The following is a 21,039-nucleotide window of genomic DNA, read 5'->3' on the forward strand; positions in this document are numbered from 1 at the left end:
GATGACCGATATTGAACAGATCGTACTGAGGACTATTCTGGACAGCAGAGGGAACCCGACCGTCGAGGCAGAGATCTACACCTGTTGCGGGTTCGGCCGGGCAGCCGCACCGAGCGGCGCATCCACCGGGACATGGGAGGCAAAGGTCAGGTCACCACGCGAGGCGGTTCCCGCCGCACGCGAACACCTCGTCCCCACGCTCGTCGGGCTCGACACCGCGGATCAGGCAGGTTTTGACAGGGCCCTTCACGAGGCCGACGGGACTGCGGACTTTTCGAACATCGGCGCAAACGTGACCGTTGCACTCTCCCTCGCATGCGCGAAGGCTGCGGCGAATTCGTTCGGCATCCCGCTCTTCCGGTACCTTGGCGGGGCCTTCGCCCGGAAGACTCCCTTACCCCTTGGCAATGTCATCGGCGGCGGGGCGCATGCCACGAACGCCACCGACATCCAGGAGTTCCTGGTCATCCCGACCGGCGCCTCCTGTGCAGACGAAGCAGTCTTTGCAAATGCCGCCGTCCACAAAAAGGTGAAGGATTTGCTCGTCAAGGCGGGCAAGGGCTGTGGCAAGGGCGACGAAGGCGCGTGGGCACCGAGGATCTCCGACGCAGAAGCGTTCGAATTCCTGAACCAGGCTATCGGAGCCGTCTCCGACGAACTGAACTTCGCGATCGACATGGGTATCGACGTCGCATCCAGCGAGATGTGGAACGGAAACACCTATGTGTACAGTGACATGAAGAGGACGACCGAAGACCAGGTCGCCTATATCACCGAACTGGTAGACCGTTACAACCTCGCCTATGTGGAAGACCCCCTCGTCGAGGAGGACTTCGAGGGCTTTGCCAGAATCAACAGACAGGTCGGAGACCGGTGCCTGATCTGCGGCGACGACCTCTATGTCACCAATGCCGAGCGGATCATGCGCGGGATCGAGACAGATGCCTCGAACTGCGTGCTGATCAAGCCCAACCAGATCGGGACGCTGACCGACACCTTCGAGGCTGTCCACCTGGCAAAATCCCACAGCATGGACACGGTGATGAGTCACCGGTCCGGAGAAACGACCGACGAAACTATCGCCCATCTTGCCACCGCATTCGAATGCAGGTTGCTGAAATCGGGGGTCGTGGGCGGAGAAAGAATCGCAAAACTGAATGAACTGATACGTATTGAGGAGCTGATCTAAACATGGTTGAAGAGACTGAGATGGAAATTGTGCTGAACGAGCCCCTCGTTCCGGTGGAAGAGTACCTCGCCGCAGGAGTCCACATCGGCACGCAGCAGAAGAGCCAGGACATGATGAAGTTCATCTACCGCGTGCGCGGGGACGGACTGTACATCCTTGACATCAGAGCAACCGACGAGCGCATCAAGACCGCGGCGAAGTTCCTTTCCGGTTACGACGCCCCGAAGGTCCTCATCGTCGCTTCCCGCCAGTACGCCCAGTACCCGGCAAAGAAGTTCGCCGACGCCATCGGAGGCACCGCGGCTATCGGGCGGTACATCCCCGGTCTCATGACCAATCCGAACTTCCACGGCTACGTGGAGCCCGAAGTCGTCGTCGTCACCGACCCGATGGGCGACGCTCAGGCGATCAAGGAAGCGATCCAGAACGGGATACCAGTCATCGGCCTCTGCGACACGAACAACATGACCAGCAACCTCGACATGGTCATCCCGACAAACAACAAGGGCAGAAAGGCACTCTCCCTCGTCTACTACCTCCTCACCAGAGAGATCCTCCATCTCCGCGGTGTTTCCACCTCCTATACCCTCGAGGACTTCGAGACCGAACTGTAAGGAGGAAGAGAGATGCAGACGAGGGCATGCACCGTCGCAGGCATGTTCTATCCGGGAGACCCCGCTCATCTCGAGCAGTTCCTCGGCATGGTCACCCCTGAACCGGTGACCGACATGCCTGACGCCCTCGGTATCGTCGCACCCCATGCAGGTTATCCATATTCAGGTGCCGTGGCGGCCCGGGCTTATGCCGCCATACCACCCTCTTTTGACGGGACATTCATCATCATCGGGCCAAGCCACCACGGTTTTACGACCTCCGCCTCGGCGATACCATGGGAGACTCCCCTTGGCATCGTGGACGTCGACGCCGACCTCGTGCAGGCGATCGGCGTGCCGATCGACGACGATGCACACGCCACCGAACACTCAATCGAGGTCCAGGTGCCTTTCATCAAGTACCACTTTCCGCGGGCCAGGATCGCACCGATCATGATGGGCGACCAGAGCCTCAGGAGCGCGGAGAAACTTGCAAAGGCAATCGTAGCCGCAGTCAGGAAGACCGGCCGCAAGGTGCGGATCGTCGCCTCCAGCGACTTCTCCCATTATATCCCGGAGGACCTCGCGCACCATGTGGACCTGCAGGCGATCGAGGCATTGAAGACTCTCGACGTCCCGGAGTTCTACCGGAAGATCGAGTATCTCGACGTCAGCGCATGCGGGTACGGCCCGATCGCGACGATGGTCCTTGCCTGCAAGGCATTCGGCGCGACCGAAGGGAGGTTGCTCACCTATACCACGAGCGGAGAGGTGACCGGCGACCCCCTTGTCGTCGGATATGCTGCCATAGCGGTGGTGTAGAGTGGCGACCTGGAGCGCCCCCGGTAAGGTATTTCTTTTTGGAGAGCACGCTGTTGTCTATGGGAAACCAGGCGTGGCGATGGCGATCAGGCCGCGCGTGGCGGTGACGGTGAGGAGGGTAAAAAACCCCGCACCAGTCCGTTCTCCCTATATAGACGAGTGTTTCCGTTCGACCGGGGTACAGGGGAGCGTTTATATCAGGTCGCAACTCCCGAGTTCGTCAGGGCTCGGGTCCTCAGCGGCGGTGACCACCGCCACCCTCGCCGCCATCTCAGACGAGTTCGGCCTCGGCTTTACAAAGGACGAGATCGCAGAGCGCGCCTTTGCGATCGAGAAGAAAGTCCAGAACGGAAGAGCGAGCCCGACCGATACCTATGTAACGACCTTCGGCGGGATCGTGCTGATCACGAAAGGATCGAAACGACGCCTGCCGCCGCAGAGCCTCCACCTCGTCATCGGCAACACCCTCGTCCCCCATTCGACCGCAAAAATGGTGGAGCACGTGGCACAGATGCACCAGAAACACCCCGCCATCGTCAACCCGATCATGGACTCGATCGGGGCGGTGACCACCCAGGCGATCAAGTGCATGAACAAACCGCAGCAGCTCGGTCACTGCATGGACGTCAACAACGCCCTCCTTGAGGCACTCGGCGTCGGCCACCCCGCTCTCTCCAAACTTGTCCTGACCGCCCGTGCGGCCGGGGCCTTCGGCGCGAAGGTCACCGGTGCCGGCGGAGGAGGGTGCATGGTAGCGCTCTGCCCGAAACACGCAAAGAACTGGGTCGCAGGGGCGATGGACGCCACAGGCGCAAAGTCGATCATCACCACCATCGACACGACCGGCATACGCAAAGAGAAAGATGGATGAAAAGATTATTCTGCTAAAATTCGGCGGAAGTATCATTACCGACAAGGCTGGAACCGGCGCCGTCGATCATGCCCGCCTTGCCGCGCTTGCCGGAGAGATCGCACAACGGCCCGGCCTCAGGCTTGTTCTGGTCCACGGGGCCGGGTCATGCGGCCACCCTGAAGCCGCCCGATACCATCTCCAGGAGGGAGTCGGCCCCGCAAACAAAGAAGGGATAGCCGTCACCCATGAGGCGGTCGCCGGTCTCAACAGGGCAGTCGTGACCGCGCTGCGTGAGCACGGTGTGGACGCCGTCGGCATCCACCCCCTGGCCGGATGCCGTGCCGACAACCGACATCTCATATCCTGTGAGCACCTACCTATTGTACAACTGGTGCGGCTCGGCATTACCCCGGTTCTTCATGGAGACGTGGTGATGGACGCGAGTCGTGGTGCCTGCATCATTTCAGGCGATCAGATCATCCGGTACCTTGCCGTAGCCCTTGGGGCGGCCCGCGTCGGTCTTGCGACCGACGTGCCCGGCGTCCTTGACAACGGTGCGGTGGTACCGGTGATCACAAGGGACACAGTCGGACGTCTGTCTATCGGGTGTTCAGGGAACACCGACGTGACTGGCGGGATGAAAGGGAAGATCACGGAACTCCTCGCACTCGCAGACGAGGGTATCGAATCGCACATATTCCATGTCTCCCGGACGGCCGCATTCCTTGACGGGAAGGGTCACGGCGGCACGATAGTCAGAAAGTGAAAGAAAAAAGAAGGACAGGGACAGGCACACCAGAGAACAGGAGGAATTCATATCAAAGAGAGTACACAGACGTCCTCGCGGAAGCTGGACCACCTGCGGATCTGCTGCGAGAAGCAGGTTGAAGTCGGCAGCGCAGGCTTTGAAGACGTCAAACTGGTGCATACCGCCCTTCCAGAATGTGACCTTGATGCGATCAGGCTGGAGACCAGGTTTCTCGGCGCACGTCTTGCGGCGCCGCTCTTCATCGCCGCCATGACAGGCGGCCACCCTGCAACGACCGAGGTCAACAGGCGACTTGCACGGGTCGCGGAGAGTTTCGGCCTTGCTATGGGTGTCGGGTCGCAACGCGCGGCCCTCGAACACCGGGATCTTGCAGAGAGTTTCTCGGTCGTGCGCGACGAGGCGCCTCATGCCTTCATCTGTGCCAACCTCGGCGCAGTGCAATTACGGGAGCACGGGACAGAGTGGGCCGAGCGCGCGGTGGAGATGATCGGGGCCGACGCCCTCTGCGTCCACCTGAACTTCCTGCAGGAGGCGATCCAGCCCGAGGGCGACCACAATGCCCGTGGCTGCCTTGCCGCCATCGCCGACCTCTGCGAGAACTTCAAGACGCCGGTGATCGTCAAGGAGACCGGAGCAGGCATCTCGAAAGAGACGGCCGGCCTGATCTGGGGCGCAGGCGCCGCAGCGATCGACCTCGGCGGTTTCGGTGGCACCTCGTGGGCGGCGGTCGAAGTCGAGAGGGCCAAAGAAGATCGTCTGCGCGCGCTCGGGAAGGCGTTCCTCGACTGGGGCATCCCGACCGTGGTGAGTCTCCACGAGGTGGCGGGAAGCGGCCCGGTGATCGCCACCGGAGGCGTGAGGAATGGAATAGACATCGCGAAGGCCCTCGCACTCGGGGCCGACCTCGGCGGGATGGCCCTGCCCCTGCTGAAACCCGCGATGGACGGAGAAGAGGCGCTTACGGCGGTCGTATCTACAGTCCTGCAGGAACTGCGGGCCGCCATGTTCCTCACCGGATCTGGCAGCGTTGCCGATCTCAGGAAAACACGGGCTTATATTACCGGTACGACCCGGCAGATGCTCGAAGAATAGGATTCATACGGAGACAAAAAATGGATACAGAAATTGTTGCAGTGGGCGGCTATAACGAAGTCGGCCGGAACATGACCGCCGTCCGGTGTGGAAAAGAGATCGTCATCTTCGATATGGGCATCAGGCTCGACCAGATCATGATCCACGAGGACGCGGAGATCGAGAATATGCACTCCCTCGATCTGATCGAGATGAAGGCCATCCCCGACGACACCATGATGAACACGGTGGAAGGGAGCGTGAAGGCGATCGTCTGCACGCACGGCCACCTCGACCATATCGGGGCGATCCCGAAACTCGCGCACCGGTACAACGCACCCATTATCGGGACGCCGTACACGGTCGAACTGATCAAACAGCAGATCCAGGGCGAACAGAAGTTCGGGGTCACCAACAAAATCCAGGTGCTGAAGGCGGGCAACCGGTACCGGATCTCCCCGAACCTCACCCTTGAGTTCGTCAAGATGCAGCACTCGATCATCGACACGGTGATGGCGGTGCTCCACACGAAAGACGGTGCCGTCGTCTATGCGAACGACTTCAAGCTCGACCGGACGCCTGTGATCGGCGAACCGCCCGACTTCGCCCGCCTCCGTCAGATAGGGAAGGAAGGGGTGCTCGCCCTCATCGTCGAGAGCACGAACATCGAGAAGAAGGGCAGGTGTCCGAGCGAACGGATCGCCCGCGACCTTGTCAGGGACACGATCACCAGTTACGAGGACGACAAGAACGCGATCATTGTCTCGACCTTCTCTTCACACATTTCACGTATCAAGACAATCGCCGAGTGCGCCCATGAGATCGGGAGAAAACCGGTCCTTCTCGGCCGCTCGATGGAACGGTATTCGACGGCGGCCGAACAGCTCAAACTGGTCGCATTCCCCCAGAGCCTCTCGGTCTTCGGGAACAGGCGGACGGTGGACCGCACCCTGCGGCATATGATGAAGACCGGGAAGGACAAGTTCCTCCCGATCGTCACCGGTCACCAGGGCGAGAGCGGCGCCATCCTGACGCGGATTGCCCATGGCGACACGCCGTACAAGGTCGAGAAAGGCGACAAGATCCTCTTCTCGGCCAAGGTGATCCCGAACCCCATGAACTTCGGGCAGCGCCACCTCGTCGAGACTCTCCTGAAGATGAAGGGCGCCAGGATCTTCGATGAAATCCACGTGAGCGGCCACGCGTACCGTGAAGACCACTACGAACTGCTCCATCTCTTAAACCCCCAGCACATCATTCCGTCCCACGGGAACATCGACATGACCGGTGAGTACATGCGGTTTGCCGAGGAGTGCGGTTACACCCTGAACAACGACGTCCACCTGCTCAGAAACGGGCAGAGGGTCCTGTTGAAATAAACGAGGTTTTGTCATGAGTGATCTGAAGACTTATCTTGAGAAAACCGCCGAGCAGGTCGACATCGCGCTCGAGCGGAATTTTGGAGACGTATTCGGCGACCTCTATAAGGCGAGCGCCCATCTCCTGCTCGCGGGCGGCAAGCGCCTGCGCCCGGCGGTGCTGCTCCTTGCAGCCAACGCCGTGAAACCGGGTCGTGCCGACGACCTGATCACCGCGGCGATCGCGGTCGAGATGACTCACACCTTCACCCTTATCCATGACGACATCATGGACGGGGACGTGACAAGGCGGGGCGTGCCGACGGTCCACACGAAGTGGGACGAACCGACGGCGATCCTGGCGGGCGACGTGCTGTATGCGAAGTCCTTCGAGTACATCACCCATGCCCTCGCCGAGGACAGGGCGCGGGTGAAGGCGGTGACCCTCCTTGCCCGGACCTGCACGGAGATCTGCGAGGGACAGCACCAGGATATGGCCTTCGAGCAGAAGGGCGCCGAAGTCGAGGAGGCCGACTACATCGAGATGGCCGGGAAGAAAACTGGTGCCCTCTATGCAGCGGCGGCAGCGATCGGCGGGACTCTTGCCGGCGGGAATGCCATGCAGGTCGATGCCCTCTACCAGTACGGCATGAATGCCGGGATCGCCTTCCAGATCCAGGACGACCTCATCGACCTTCTGGCCCCCCCGGAGACGAGCGGAAAGGACAGGGCCTCCGACCTCCGCGAGGGGAAGCAGACCCTTATCGCCATCATCGCACGGGAGAAGGACCTCGACCTCTCGAAGTACCGCCATACCCTCACCACCACCGAGATCGACGCGGCGATCGCCGAGCTCGAAGGGGCGGGCGTGGTAGACGAGGTGCGGCGGGCCGCGGAGGAGAGGGTCGCGACGGCAAAGCGCGCGCTCTCTGTCCTGCCCGAATCGATGGAACGCACATATCTTGAGGAAATCGCGGATTACTTCCTGACACGGAGTTTCTAAGATGGAGACAGAGATCAGGAGAGTCCTGTACATCTACGCGCTCCAGAACGCGGTAAAACACGGCAATGTGCCGAATGCAAAGGCAGTGATGGGGAAGGTGCTCGGCGCCCACCCAGAACTCCGCCCGCATGCAAAGGATATCCCGGCCCTCCTCGCGGGCGTGCTCGACGAGGTCGCGGACCTGCCGGCAGAGTCATGGCAGGCAAAACTCCAGGAGATCGCTCCCGAACTTGTGGCCGAGATGAACGAGGTCAGGAAGGAGACAAAGAAGGAGCTCCCGCCCCTCGAAGGTGCCGAAAACGGCGTCGTGATGCGGTTTGCGCCCAACCCCTCCGGGCCCCTGCACCTGGGGCACGCCAGGGCGGCCTTCCTGAACGATGCCTATGTGAAGAGGTACGGCGGGAGATATGTCCTGCGGATCGAGGACACCGACCCGCGGCGGGTAGACCCCGAGGCCTATGAGATGGTCCAGGAAGACATCAGGAATCTGGGCCTTGGCATTACCGATATCGTCTACCAGAGCGACAGGATGGAGATTTACTACGACCTCTGCCGGCAACTCATCGAACTCGGCGGGGCATATGTCTGCACCTGCGACGCGGAGAGGTTCAGGGAACTGAAAATCGCGAAGACGGCCTGTCCGTGCCGGTCCCACACTGTCGAGGAGAACCTCGATCTCTGGGACCAGATGCTCGCCGAGAAGTTTGCCGAGGGGCAGGTGACAGTGCGGGTGAAGACCGACCTGACACATCCCGACCCGGCGATGCGCGATTTCTCCATCTTCAGGATCGTCGACAGCCCGGCCCACCCGCGGATCGACGCCCGCGTCTATCCCCTGATGAACTTCTCGGTCGTGGCCGACGACCACCTCCTCGGCATCACCCACGTGATCCGGGGCAAGGACCATATCGCGAACACCCGCCGCCAGCAGTACATCTACGACTACTTCGGCTGGAAGGCGCCGGTGTACCGCCACTACGGCAGGATGGGTATCGAGGGGGTCGTCCTCTCGACCTCGTCGATGCGCGAGGGTATCAACGCCGGAACGTACACGGGCTGGGATGATATCCACCTCGGCACCCTGAGAGCGATCGCACGCCGGGGCATCGAGCCCGAAGCGGTGAAGGAGGCGGTCCTCGATATCGGTATCGGCGAGACCGACATCTCCTTCTCCTGGGAAAACCTGTACGCGAAGAACAAGGCGATCGTCGACCCGTCATCAGACCGCTTCTTCTTTGTCCCCGAACCTGTGCGGGTGACTGTCGAGGATGCGCCGGCACAGACGGCTGAAGTGCCCCTGTACCCGGGCAACGAGGCGCGGGGTGTGCGGAAACTTGCCTTTGAGAGTGTAGTCGTCCTGCCAAAGGTCGAGGTCGCGGGGGCCGGGATGATCCGGCTGAAGGATCTCTTCAATATCGAGATGAGAGGCGAGGGGCAGGCAGTCTATGCCGGCGACGACCTGGCGGCGGCGCGGGCGGCGAAGGCCCCGATCGTCCAGTGGCTCCCCGAGGGAGCGGGCATCCCCTGCACCGTCCTCACCCCGGAGGGCACGCTCACCGGACTCTGCGAGGCCGCGGTCGCTCGCTATGCGGGGAAGACCGTCCAGTTCGAGAGAGTTGGCTTTGTCAGGATTGACAGGGCCGACGAAACGGGCGTCGTCGGGTACTTCTCCCACCGGTGAAGAGATCTCTTTTTCTTTTTTTTGGGCTCGGAAGAATTTTTTTTGTTCTGTGAGAGGAGGCCACTCTATGGACCCCGGGATTTTGTCCTGGGCAGGGGACAGCAGAATCCTAAGACGAGACGCCGATCCACCGTCTTCAATCAAGACCGGGGGACTACGCCCCCGGACAGCGAAGACCTGGCGGTCTTCTCGAACTCGCTGAAGCTCGTTCCCCGCTCACGATTGGACCTCGGTTGGGTGAAATCCTGCATTTTTATCCTAATGGCAGGGGGCGAACGAAGTGAGCATGAGAAAACCGGAGGTTTTCGAGGGGCCGGGGGGCGCAGCCCCCCGGCAGAGGCACTCCAGAATAGGCTTTCTACAAAGCCAATTTTTTCGAGTTTTGAGAGGGGCGAGCATCGGCAATATCGAGAAAGCCATAAGACTTGCGATTATTCCCCGCAGGAGGATCGATTCTTTGTTCCATGGTTCACACCCCCGCACATCATATATACCCTCATCTCCCATGCACCCGCATGCGAACTCTAACCCTCATCCTCATCGCGGTGTCCGCACTCCTCCTCGTCCAGGCGGCAGCGGCGGCGGCCACTCTGGAGATCGGGGAGGTCGAGAAAAACCCTGACGAAACCCTCACCGTCCGCGGGACGACGAACATCGCACCGGGCAATGAACTTCTTGTCGATATCGTCTCTTCGGGTTTCAAGCCGACCACGAAGGAGACGGGGGGTGCATTCTACGGGTCAAGCGGCACCGTGACGGTGGAGGCCGGGGACCCATACAACACCTGGTCCTACATCTTCGAGGTGCTCCCGCCCGAGACCTATACCATCACTGTCGCGTGGGTGGAAGGGGACGCCACGGCAAGCGGGACCTTCACGATCACCAACGAGACAGTGAGCGACGTCACGACGGCCGCGACGACCGTACCACCTCCGGCGACGACGCCGGTCCCGGCCGCTACGACACCGACACCGACGCAGGCACCATGGAGTGCCGCCGGGGTCGTCCTCGGCCTGGCGGCTGCGTTGTGGATACGCCGTTCTTAAATAGACAAAACCCGATATCTCCATCCATGAAAAAAGAGAATATAACCGGGGCGCTCCTCCTGGCAACCTTTCTCTGTCTCCTCTGCGGGACAGCGGCGGCCGAGGAGTCCCCTGACTGGACCTACACGACCCAGGGGATCCTGCGGGGCGTCTCCATCTCCGCAGACGGTTCTGCCGTTGTCGCTGGCGGTGACGACGCAAAGGTCACCCTGCGTGATGCTTCTGGCAGCGTCGTATGGCAGAGGAGTGCACAGGCAACCGTAAACAGTGTCTCTATCGCACCTGACGGGACAGCGGTCGGCGCCGCGTCCTCGGACAACAGGGTCTATCTCTACAACAGGTCAGGCAACCTCAGGTGGAGCACAGTGCTGCCCGGTCGCGCCTACGCCGTTGCGGTCGCAGACGGCGGGGAATATGTCGCAGCCGGGTGTTCGGACGACAGGGTCTATCTCTTCGATGAAGAAGGCAACACCCTCTGGTCATACCAGACAAAAGGTGATGTCTTCGGGGTCTCCGTGACACCGAACGGGACTCTTATCGCAGCGGGATCGCAGGACGACACAGTCTACCTCTTCGAGCGGGACGGTTCACTCCTCTGGTCCCAGGTGGCCCGCGCGGACGTGCTCGGGGTCTCGATATCGCCTGACGAAACCTTTGTAGCAGCGGGATCGGCCGATACGCGTGTCATCCTCTTCGATGCAAACGGCACACTCCTCTGGAGCGTACCGATGACGGGGTCGGTCACGGCCGTCTCGGCAAGCGAGCGCGGGGAGAAGATCGCCGCAGGGTCTCTCGACCAGAATATCTATATCCTGGACAGGACAGGCTCGGCGATCCTGAGCAAAGTGATCGGGTCGGCGGTGCGGGGAGTGGCCCTCACCCCAGATGGTACCACTTTCGCCATTGCAACATCAGGTGGTGAGGTCAGTCGCTACACCACCGCGCCGGAGCCCACCCCGACGCCGACCACTACCGTCACCACCCCGACGCCGACCGCACGTATGACCGGATCGCTTGCAATCTCCTCGGTGCCGGCGGGCGCGGCCGTCCACATCGACAACCTCTATGTGGGCAGGACGCCGGTCACCGTGCCCAACATCGAGGCTGGCAATCACACCGTCCTCCTTGAACTCCGCGACCACGATACGTGGAGCGGGACCTTCTCTGTCGAGGCAGGAGTCACGGCCACGGTGAATGCCACCCTGGTGCCGTCGACAACGCCAGCGACGACGACACCGACCCGCGCCGCCGCCCTGCCGCTGACCGCCCTTGCAGGGGTCGGTATCGCTGTCGTTCTCCTCATGATGAGAAGACAATAAACCATCCTCTTTTCTTTTCCCCGGGGAATTTCCAGGGAATAATGTCGGTGATATAATAGAATATCATTTAAAGATCGCAGGTCCAGAGACAACAATATGATCGAAATGAAACGATATAAGACCGGGATCTTCATCATCATACTCCTCTGTCTTGCATGCACGGCCGGGTGCACCGCCCCGCCACAGTCGCAGACACGCGGTTATGTCACCATCGCCGACATGGATATCGTTATTCCCCAGGGCCAGCCCCCCTCGAACACCACCGCGATCGAAGTCATCCCCTATATCGAAGCCCTATACGGCGACCTGGAGAAGGTCGATGTCCTGGTGAGCGCGAAATATGCCGGCACAGACGTCGTCGTCACCGAGCGGCGCGTCTCAGGCCTGAGCCTAGAGGAAGGGAAGACACACAGGGAGGTAATCCCGATGAAACTCGAAAACGGGCATAACTACGACATCTGGGCCTCGATCTGGCAGGACGGGAGGAGACAGGTGACAGGGTCGGTCGCCGTCGCCCTCCCTGACCGCACCGCCCATGCGAAAACGATCGCCCGTTCCCTCCTTGCCGTCACGGCCATCGACGTGATGACCCCGGACCTGGAGGCCGACCCCATCACCCTGGATATCTTCCTTGGCCTGGAGAATATCGGGCTCTCTCCCTCGGGCCAGGTCGCGGCGAAGGTGAAGGCCTACAACCTGCAGAAAGGGATCACGGCGGCACGGGAGTCGGCGACCCTCGGGACCCTCGCCGGGAATGCGTCCACGGAAAGGAGTATCCGCCTCACTGTTCCAAATGGCTATGACTACGAGATCGGGATCGAAGTCTTTGAAAACGGCGCCCTCATCACGGGTGGTACCGGCCGCGTGACCCTGGCCCCTCCACAGGGCGACTCAAAAAGCGGGGAGACAGGAAAGGTGACAAAACCGCCCACCATGACCGTCACCGCCGCGCCGACGCCTATACCCGGGGAGGTGCAGGTGGGGCAGTTCAGGGTCGTGGAGGGCGGACGGGTCGGGCCGACCCAACCGGGTTTTGCGGCAGTACTTGCTCTTCTGGCCCTCGGTGCAGCCGCGTATGTTGTCCGACGGGAGAGGCGCGAGGGATGAAGGGCGGGATCACCGCATGGAGGATGTACCTCTATGCCGTCACCTTCCTCTCCCTCCTGGTGATGGTCATCGGGGCGGTCGACGTCTGTACGGTCCTGCTGGAGGTCTTCGTTTACCCACAACCGGCACCGTATCCGCAACCGCCCCCTTATTATGCCGGCCTCCCCAGAGCAGCGGCTATGCTCCTCGTCGGCTTTGCAGTCTGGGTCTACCACTGGCAGGTGCTCAGGAAAGACGGAAAAAAAGGGGCAGAAGAGGAGGGATATTCCCCTCCCTGAGCAGATCTCACCGCTGAAACCACGCAAGAATACCCTTCTGGTCTGGTTTATGATAGAGGTGCATGCCTTCCTTGACGGTTCTGACATCTCCGATGGCAAAGATGTTCTGGGGATGGCAGGCCTTCAGTGTGTCAAGAAGATCCTGGAGAACAGAACGCGGGACGATGGTGAAAAGCACCGCCACACGTGAACCACAACAGCCAGTTCCGTCGACGCGGCTGATGCCGAAACCCTGTTCCCGCAGTTCGGCGACGACGACATCGGCGTCGTCGCGCACGATGGTCCGGACCATGACATTCCCCACCTTGATCCTCTGTTCAAGGTTCATCCCAACAACGGTGCCGAACGCATAGCCACCAATATAGGCAAGGATACAGGCGATGCTGGTAAGGTGAGTGAGCAGAACCAGGTAATTTACCTGCCCTATGCCTATAACACTGATCTTTTGAGGCAGGAAACCAGACCCGGAACACCGGGATCAGAAGAAAAAAACGCCTCTATTCCCTGCTCGCGCACACCGCGGGGATGAGATCCTGCGAAGAAAAAAAGAGAGGTTATCCGAGGAATTTCCTGACATTTGCTGCCCGCAGGATCCCTGACCTGACGTCTGCAGTCCGGTTCTCCTTCAGGGCCCCGCGGATAGAGGCCGCGATCTCCCGGTGCTCTGCATCGGGTTCGACATCGACGAGATCGAGGACAGCCTTTGCAAGGGACGGTAACACATACTCAGATTCAGGGTCGAAGTACCGGGCGGCATCGGCAAGGTCGGCATCGAAATTGACATAGACCTTGCGGAGGAACTCGATCTCGTCGGAGTCGAGGGCGTCGAGGCCGAGGAGTTCGGGAGGGAGGCCGACCGAGTACAGCGCGGAGGTGAAGGTGATCGCCCGCGGGAGGGAGATGCCACCGGCGCTCCGTGAGTAGCCGAAGAGGCCGATATGGAGTTTCCTCTTTCTCCTGCTCGGGACGAAAGTGGCGACCCGGTTGATGAGGTCGGAGAGGCCGGTGATCGCCTGCATGTAGGCGCCGGTGTACTTCTGGATGAGGGCGACTGCGTCCTCCTCGTCGATCTCGGGTGGCATGGTAGTGTTCTGCCCTTCGAGATCAGCGACTGCCCGGTGGACCATGTCCAGGGGATAGTCGTACTTGAAGGCCGACTGGATGGTGAAGGTATGCACGCCGGGATACTCGGCAACGCAGCGCTCGACTGTGTCAGGACGGAGGTTTCCCCGGAAGGGCGCGGAACCGACGCCGATGATCGGGTATATCGGAACTCCCGTCTCCTCGGCAAGGAGGTGGAGGCGGAAGAGGGCTATCTTGTTGAGAAGGATCGCCGGGATCATGCCATAGTTCATGGCCGGGTCAGAACGCGCGAGGAAGACCCGCTGGTAGGTGAGGTCTTTGTCCTGCATGTACCGCCCGACAATCCCGGCGGCGTTGAGCATACTCGGCGCGTCCTCGAAGAGAGGGATGACATTGATCTTCTGCGGAGAGAAAGGACCGATCCATTCGGCGATGGTCATGTCCCTCCCACCGAGGCGCTTGTGCTGCTGTCCGACGACGAAGTCGCAGTAGTACTGGTAGATGTTGTCGACGGCGACGTGCGACGATGTCATCGGGAGGATCACCTCATAGATCGGAGGGACGTCATTCCCGGAGAAGAGGCGGGCTACATCGAAGGAGCGCGGGATGCTCTCCAGGGTTTCGAGGAGGATCTTCGCTTCGGCGCGTTCGACCTCAGGGTTCGGGACGCGCAGGGTGAGAAAGAGATCTTTTCCGAGCTGGTTGTCCCGGAAAAAGGATTCATACCTGGAGAGAAGTTTTTTGACGACGAAGTTGTCGACTTCCTTTCCCTCACAGTCCCACATCTGTTCCCTGCATCCAAGATGGGAGTAACTGTAGTACGCCTCCTGCACTTCGTCGTCGCCACCGAGTTCAGAGTTCTCGGCAAAGAACGGAAGGTGGACATTGTCCGGGTGCTGGGTGCTCATGCACCGTGAAATTCGTGGAATATCTGCCATCTCTATCACCATACATCCTGGAAGTGGGACAAAGCCCGTAAAGGGGGCTGGGATGCGGTCACACTGGTCACATGGACAGCGTGCCAGATGATATGTGAGGATATACCAGATAATGGTGCCTCTCAAGAAGAGGGATACGATCAGGTGCCGGCAGAGGCAACGACCTGTGTGATCCCTCAGTCCCGTAGGGGTGAGGACAAACAAATCGTCGGGATCGAAACGATCGCCGTCGAAGATGAGTATTGTATCAGGCGATGAGAGGAATGGCACAGGTAAACACTTCAGGACGGTGGTTGATGATCAGCAGTTACCAGGACTGACTGCGGCGCACAGGAAAGAAGTACCTCTAGCAGTGGGGATACAGTGGTTGCACAGGGAAAAACAAATGGCACGGATCATCCAACCAATCACAAAGACTGGTTCAAGAGGATTTTTCCCCAGGATAAAGCCACCAAGAATGACCCGGACAACAACAAAGATAAGATCCCATGCCAACACCGGCACTTTGGTATTCGCTCAGGTCGACGAATTGTTCTCAGGGTTGCAATGATGAGGCTATGCCAGGATCATATTGAGGACAATACGAGAAAATTCTCCGGGAATACAAAAACAACAAACAGACATTCGTTCGCGGCATAGAAGAAATATAGCAGCGAATTACTTTTCCCAAGTGCTCGCGCAACTCAGTACACGGTAATACGTGAACGGGCTTAACTGCCGGGTTCGGAAAGAGTCCGGGTGTTTCCCCGCTGCTATGGCCGCTATACACTATAGAATCAGCATGATGGGATATAAGGATATGCACGCGGGCGGAATAGAAAGACAGAAACTGATTCAGGAGAGAAATAATAGAGAGCAGAAAAGGCGGTCAGAATGACTTGACGTTATATCAATGGTAAGAATCAAGAAACAAAGTAGACCTACGATTCAGAAGAATCGCACAGAAAACACTGGAATACAAACAAGATAACCTAAGAACAGTCACAATTCATAAGGAAGGGGATAGCAGCGAATTACTTTTCCCAAGTGCTCGCGCAACTCAGTACACGGTAATACGTGAGTGGGCTTAACTTCTGGGTTCGGAAAGAGTCCAGGTGTTTCCCCACTGCTATGGCCGCTATCACCCAAGCCAAGGCCCGGAATCGAACCGGGATGTAGTTGATCTGCAGTCAACCGCGTAGCCTCTCCGCCACCTTGGCAGCCGTGTCCTCTATAATGTAACACATTATAGTGTTTAAAGGTATGCACAACGGGTTTCGTCTGGGTTCAACGGATAGTTGGATTTGGACGTTAGTACTTGCGGACTGAACATGTCGTGGTCTTCATGCGTACATCCCAAGCCTATCAAGCGGGTCTTTTACCCATGTCCTCAGCGGAGTCTCTTTTTGGGCCGGGTTTCAAGCTTAGATGCTTTCAGCTTTTATCCCTTGCCGCGTAGCTGCTCGGCATTGCCCTGTCGGACAACCGATCGACCAGAGGCGACGAAAGAAAGTTCCTCTCGTACTATTTCTTTCTTACCCTCAGACTCCAAACACCCCAAATAGATAGTAACCGACCTGTCTCACGACGGTCTAAACCCAGCTCACGATCCCCTTTAATAGGCGAACAACCTCACCCTTGGCTGCTGCTGCACAGCCAGGATGGAAAGAACCGACATCGAGGTAGCAAGCCGCCGGGTCGATATGTGCTCTTGCCGGCGACGACTCTGTTATCCCCGGGGTAGCTTTTCTGTCGTCAATAGCCCTCACCAAAAAGGCGTATTGGTTCGTTAGACCCGAGTTTCCTCTCGCGATTATTTGCTATTCATAATCGCGTCAGGCCAACTTTTGCTCTTGACACTCTTCTGTGAGTTTCTGACTCACATGAGTTGACCTTGGGGCACCCTTGATATTTTTTCGAGGGTGTGGCGCCCCACCCAAACTGCCTACCTATCGTTGTCCTCAGACGAGTTAGTGTTACAGTCAACCAAGGATGGTGTCTCATCGTTGACTCCCCGCCCCCCGCAAGGGACGGATTAACATCTCCCATCTACACTGCGCAAGGAAAACCGTAACACAGCGACAGGCTGCAGTAAAGCTCCACGGGGTCTTCACTTCCCATTTGGGGTCCCTGGCCTCTGCACCAGGATAAAAGGTTCAACGGACTCGTGTTTGGGACAGTAGGGCTCTCATTAATCCATTCATGCAAGTCGCCAATTAAGCGACAAGGTACTACGCTACCTTAAGAGGGTCATAGTTACCCCCGCCGTTTACGAGTCCTTCGTCCGGTTGAAACCGGTGTTCAGATACTCGCACTGGGCAGGAATCACCGACTATACTAGTCCTTACGGAGTTGCAGTCAGCTATGTTGTTATTAGACAGTTAGAGCCCCCTGGTCACTGCGACCTGCCTGATCACCAGGCAGGCACCCCTTCTTCCGAAGTTACGGGGCCAATTTGCCGAGTTCCCTAAACACGATTAACTCCGACACGCCTTAGCCTATTCAGCTAGGGGCACCTGTGTCAGTTCTCGGTACGGACATTTGATCACCTTTTCATGGGCTCCAGGACGCGGCCGAGTTACCCCATCACACATTCACCCGGTTCTCACCATAACGGTACTCCCCGGACTTCGGTGCTTAGACGAGGCGACAACCTCGCTCAGCGTATCCCAAAGCGTCAGCGCTTTCGCAAAGATCAAATGGTACAGGAATATTAACCTGTTTCCCTTTCGCTACACTCGAATTACGGTGCAACTTAGGACCGACTAACCCTCGGCTGACGAACATTGCCGAGGAAACCTAGCCCCTTCGGCGGATGGGATTCTCACCCATCTATGCTTCTACTACTGCCAGAATTCTCATTCCTGCACGGTCCACAGGAACTTACACCCCTGCTTCTGCCCATGCAGAACGCCTTCCTACTAGATCACCTTTCGGTGCTCCGTGGTCTCTGTAGTAGGCTTTAGCCCCGTCCATTTTCAGTGCCCTAAACCTAGACTGGTAAGCTGTTACGCACTTTTTGAAGGATAGCTGCTTCTGAGCTCACCTCCCAGTTGTTTTTGGCCTAGGACGCCTTTCAGTGTTGACACTTAGCCTACATTGAGGGACATTAACCACGGTCTGGGTTGTCTCCCTTACGCATTACAAGCTTACCCCGTAATGCGGACTACCAGCCTTCTACGACGTCGGGGAATTTGGAGTTTGACAGGGGAGCGAGGAATTTCTTCCCCGGGATCCCCAATCAGTGCTCTACCTCACCGACTATCTCCAGCCAGGTCATGCTACGGCATGTTTCGGAAGGAACCAGCGGATGCCGGGTTCGATTAATCTTTCACTCCTATACGCAGGTCACGAGAATGATTTGCATATCAAAACCTCAGGCGGTCCTCCACGCAACTTTCGTCACGCTTCAACCTGCCCGCGCATAGATCACCCGGCTTCGGGTCTTATCCCATTGACTCCACGCACTTTTAATACGTCGTCCCACACCCGAAGGCTACGGACATGTTGCTTTCGCTTCGGCTCCCCTCTACGGTTAACCTTCGCCAACAAGATAAACTCTCTGGCCCGTTCTTCAAAACGTAAGTTACGACACTGGCAACCACACCCGTACTACCGCCTCGCGACGGGTTCCTTCATGTGGAAGATCCTTTCGCGCCGTAACACTCTATAACCTGTCAATTTCAGGCACTTTTAACCACCTTATCAGGGTTACTTTTCAGCTTTCGCTCACGCTACTAATACGCTATCGGTTTCGAGTTGTATTTAGTTTTAGAGGTTGATGACCCCTAGATTCCCGCGAGAATTCCAACCCACGGTACTCAGGACACTACCAGGATGCATTGACATACGTGTACGGGACTATCACCCTCTTTGGTGCCTCATTCCAGAGGACCTCCACTTCGTCGCAACAACCAGACGGCAGGCCTACCACACCACATCTCCCTTGCGGGATTCAGTTTGAACTCTGTCGCTTTCGATCGCCTTTACTCACGACATCTCGGTTGATTTCTTTTCCTGCCCCTACTAAGATGTTTCAATTCGGGGCGTTCCCGATCCTTACGGATCAACACCGAAGTGTTAGGATGTCCTATTAGGGTATCTCCGGATCGTAGATTCCATGCCTCTCCCCGGAGCTTATCGCAGCTTGGCACGCCCTTCATCGGCACTCGAACCGAGCCATTCACTGACAGGTTTTTGTCCAGCTTTCCGCTGAACCCATTTGACGCCCGTTGTGCATACCTATACACGGCCTCGACAGGTCATTGATTTGACCTTCGGCCCTTCCCTGGTGATTCACATCTCCAGGTGCATTGAAAGTGGACTCAGGGGGACTTGAACCCTCGGCCTCCGCCTCGCAAAGGCGGCGATCTACCACTGATCTATGAGCCCTCTTCCCTTTCATTGGCATTGGCAACTTTACGGTCTGTTTAGCAACCGCTTCCCGATTTCGTTAGGAGGTGATCCAGCCGCAGATTCCCCTACGGCTACCTTGTTACGACTTAACCCCCCTTGCGGAACCTAGATTCGACTACGGCAACAACCGCAGCCTCATCCAAACCCCACTCGGGTGGTTTGACGGGCGGTGTGTGCAAGGAGCAGGGACAGATTCACCGCGCTATTTTGAAACGCGATTACTACGGATTCCAGCTTCATGTGGGCGAGTTACAGCCCACAATCCGAACTAAGGGCAGGTTTAGGAGATTGCCTTCACCTTTCGGTGTCGATACCCATTGTCCTGTCCATTGTAGCCCGCGTGTAGCCCGGGTAATTCGGGGCATGCTGACCTACCGTTGCCCATTCCTTCCTCCTCTTTAGCAGAGGCGGTCCCAACAGTGTCCCCATCATTCCAGAGAACATGCTGGCAACTGTTGGCGTGGGTCTCGCTCGTTGCCTGACTTAACAGGATGCTTCACAGTACGAACTGACGACGGCCATGCACCTCCTCTCAGCTGATCAAGCAAGGTCTTCAGCCCGGCTATCATATCGCTGTCCTACCCGGTGAGCTGTCCGGCGTTGAGTCCAATTAAACCGCAGGCTCCACCCGTTGTGGTGCTCCCCCGCCAATTCCTTTAAGTTTCAGCCTTGCGACCGTACTTCCCAGGCGGCGCGTTTCACGGTTTCCCTTCGGCACCTCAGTAGCTCGTGGCCACTGATACACCTAACGCGCATAGTTTACGGCTGGGACTACCCGGGTATCTAATCCGGTTTGCTCCCCCAGCTTTCGTCCCTCACTGTCGGAGTCGTTCTGGTGAGACGCCTTCGCCACAGGTGGTCCCCTGAGGATAACAGGATTTCACTCCTACCCCCAGAGTACCTCTCACCTCTCCCGATCCCAAGGTAACCAGTATCCCTGAGACGCCTTCCGGTTGAGCCGGAAGATTTCCCCAGAGACTTAACTACCCAGCTACGGACGCTTTAAGCCCAGTAATAGTGGCCACCACTCGAGCCGCCGGTATTACCGCGGCGGCTGGCACCGGTCTTGCCCGGCCCTTTCTCCAAGTGTTTTTTGCGCACCTGAACAGCCTGTCCATACAGGCACTCGGGGTTCCCTTATCACAGTTTCCTGCATTGTAAAGTTTTCGCGCCTGCTGCGCCCCGTAGGGCCTGGATTCGTGTCTCAGAATCCATCTCCGGGCTCTTGCTCCCACAACCCGTACCGATTACAGGCTTGTTGGGCCGTTACCCCAACAACAACCTAATCGGCCGCAGACCCATCCTGAGGCGGCGGACCTTTTACCTACAAAGCATTCCAGCATTCATAGGCTATGGGGTATTATCTCCAGTTTTCCGGAGTTATCCCCCTCCTCAGGGCAGGTTGTCCACGTGTTACTGAGCAATGCGCCGAGGGCCGAACCCTCTCGACTCGCATGGCTTAATCGAACCCCGATAGCAGTGACCTCTGGCAGGATCAACCAGAATTTGAAGTATAGGCACACTATCAATTTTT

16 protein-coding genes, 2 tRNA genes and 4 rRNA genes are annotated in these 21,039 nt (G+C 58.3%); 14 read left to right on the forward strand and 8 right to left on the reverse strand.

What is annotated here, in order from left to right; all coding sequences use genetic code 11:
- The first annotated feature begins 1 nt into the window (after position 1).
- The 13 genes from eno to MEFOE_RS12650 all read left to right on the forward strand — a co-directional run bounded on the left by eno (position 2) and on the right by MEFOE_RS12650 (position 13,089).
- Positions 2-1,189 carry a phosphopyruvate hydratase gene (eno, locus tag MEFOE_RS12590; protein WP_067052599.1) on the forward strand — a complete coding sequence of 396 codons (1,188 nt, stop codon included), beginning with the start codon at positions 2-4 and terminating at the stop codon, positions 1,187-1,189.
- A gap of 2 nt (positions 1,190-1,191) precedes the next feature.
- Positions 1,192-1,803, forward strand: coding sequence for a 30S ribosomal protein S2 (gene rpsB, locus MEFOE_RS12595; RefSeq protein WP_067052602.1), 612 nt, complete (start codon positions 1,192-1,194; stop codon positions 1,801-1,803).
- Positions 1,804-1,815: 12 nt separating this feature from the next.
- A complete protein-coding gene (gene amrB, locus MEFOE_RS12600) occupies positions 1,816-2,604 on the forward strand; it encodes an AmmeMemoRadiSam system protein B (protein ID WP_067052604.1) in 789 nt (262 codons plus the stop codon).
- Position 2,605: 1 nt separating this feature from the next.
- Complete coding sequence (gene mvk, locus MEFOE_RS12605; protein ID WP_067052606.1) at positions 2,606-3,475, forward strand: mevalonate kinase; 870 nt, start codon at positions 2,606-2,608, stop codon at positions 3,473-3,475.
- Positions 3,468-4,223 carry an isopentenyl phosphate kinase gene (locus MEFOE_RS12610; protein ID WP_067052608.1) on the forward strand — a complete coding sequence of 252 codons (756 nt, stop codon included), beginning with the start codon at positions 3,468-3,470 and terminating at the stop codon, positions 4,221-4,223. Before mvk ends, MEFOE_RS12610 begins: the two co-directional genes overlap by 8 nt.
- A gap of 51 nt (positions 4,224-4,274) precedes the next feature.
- Positions 4,275-5,318 carry a type 2 isopentenyl-diphosphate Delta-isomerase gene (gene fni, locus MEFOE_RS12615; RefSeq protein WP_067052610.1) on the forward strand — a complete coding sequence of 348 codons (1,044 nt, stop codon included), beginning with the start codon at positions 4,275-4,277 and terminating at the stop codon, positions 5,316-5,318.
- Between the two features lie 20 nt (positions 5,319-5,338).
- Entirely contained in the window at positions 5,339-6,676 is a 1,338-nt protein-coding gene (locus MEFOE_RS12620; protein ID WP_067052612.1) for an RNase J family beta-CASP ribonuclease, read from the forward strand.
- A 13-nt stretch (positions 6,677-6,689) separates the two neighbouring features.
- On the forward strand, positions 6,690-7,658 hold the full coding sequence (locus MEFOE_RS12625) for a polyprenyl synthetase family protein (RefSeq protein WP_067052614.1): 969 nt from the start codon (positions 6,690-6,692) through the stop codon (positions 7,656-7,658).
- A 1-nt stretch (position 7,659) separates the two neighbouring features.
- The gene (locus MEFOE_RS12630) at positions 7,660-9,339 is read left to right on the forward strand and encodes a glutamate--tRNA ligase (protein ID WP_067052616.1); all 1,680 of its coding nucleotides are present in this window, start codon (positions 7,660-7,662) and stop codon (positions 9,337-9,339) included.
- Between the two features lie 515 nt (positions 9,340-9,854).
- The gene (locus MEFOE_RS12635) at positions 9,855-10,385 is read left to right on the forward strand and encodes a hypothetical protein (protein WP_067052618.1); all 531 of its coding nucleotides are present in this window, start codon (positions 9,855-9,857) and stop codon (positions 10,383-10,385) included.
- A 26-nt stretch (positions 10,386-10,411) separates the two neighbouring features.
- The gene (locus MEFOE_RS12640) at positions 10,412-11,704 is read left to right on the forward strand and encodes an outer membrane protein assembly factor BamB family protein (protein ID WP_067052619.1); all 1,293 of its coding nucleotides are present in this window, start codon (positions 10,412-10,414) and stop codon (positions 11,702-11,704) included.
- Between the two features lie 105 nt (positions 11,705-11,809).
- Positions 11,810-12,811, forward strand: coding sequence for a DUF7490 domain-containing protein (locus MEFOE_RS12645; RefSeq protein WP_067053329.1), 1,002 nt, complete (start codon positions 11,810-11,812; stop codon positions 12,809-12,811).
- Entirely contained in the window at positions 12,808-13,089 is a 282-nt protein-coding gene (locus tag MEFOE_RS12650) for a DUF5671 domain-containing protein (protein WP_067052621.1), read from the forward strand. Before MEFOE_RS12645 ends, MEFOE_RS12650 begins: the two co-directional genes overlap by 4 nt.
- 7 nt (positions 13,090-13,096) lie before the next feature.
- On the opposite strand, the gene MEFOE_RS12655 is transcribed toward MEFOE_RS12650, so the two are convergent.
- A complete protein-coding gene (locus tag MEFOE_RS12655) occupies positions 13,097-13,417 on the reverse strand; it encodes a hypothetical protein (protein ID WP_067052623.1) in 321 nt (106 codons plus the stop codon).
- Positions 13,418-13,643: 226 nt separating this feature from the next.
- Complete coding sequence (gene ppcA / locus MEFOE_RS12660) at positions 13,644-15,110, reverse strand: phosphoenolpyruvate carboxylase (protein ID WP_067053332.1); 1,467 nt, start codon at positions 15,108-15,110, stop codon at positions 13,644-13,646.
- Between the two features lie 235 nt (positions 15,111-15,345).
- Between ppcA and MEFOE_RS13875 the strand changes: the two genes are divergently transcribed.
- Complete coding sequence (locus tag MEFOE_RS13875) at positions 15,346-15,660, forward strand: hypothetical protein (RefSeq protein WP_153015977.1); 315 nt, start codon at positions 15,346-15,348, stop codon at positions 15,658-15,660.
- 94 nt (positions 15,661-15,754) lie between these two features.
- Here the strand turns inward: MEFOE_RS13875 and rrf (MEFOE_RS12665) are convergent.
- The 6 genes from rrf (MEFOE_RS12665) to MEFOE_RS12690 all read right to left on the reverse strand — a co-directional run bounded on the left by rrf (MEFOE_RS12665) (position 15,755) and on the right by MEFOE_RS12690 (position 21,011).
- Positions 15,755-15,876, reverse strand: a 5S ribosomal RNA gene (gene rrf / locus MEFOE_RS12665).
- A gap of 234 nt (positions 15,877-16,110) precedes the next feature.
- Positions 16,111-16,232: ribosomal RNA gene (rrf, locus tag MEFOE_RS12670) — 5S ribosomal RNA — on the reverse strand.
- 5 nt (positions 16,233-16,237) lie between these two features.
- Positions 16,238-16,309, reverse strand: a tRNA-Cys gene (locus MEFOE_RS12675).
- A 72-nt stretch (positions 16,310-16,381) separates the two neighbouring features.
- Positions 16,382-19,300, reverse strand: a 23S ribosomal RNA gene (locus MEFOE_RS12680).
- 109 nt (positions 19,301-19,409) lie between these two features.
- Positions 19,410-19,481 (reverse strand) — tRNA-Ala (locus MEFOE_RS12685).
- Between the two features lie 63 nt (positions 19,482-19,544).
- Positions 19,545-21,011 (reverse strand): 16S ribosomal RNA (locus MEFOE_RS12690).
- The 16S, 23S and 5S rRNA genes sit together here with 2 tRNA genes alongside, the layout of an rRNA operon.
- Between the last annotated feature and the right edge of the window lie 28 nt (positions 21,012-21,039).

The sequence above is a fragment of the Methanofollis ethanolicus genome (assembly GCF_001571385.1).
Classification (GTDB): domain Archaea; phylum Halobacteriota; class Methanomicrobia; order Methanomicrobiales; family Methanofollaceae; genus Methanofollis; species Methanofollis ethanolicus.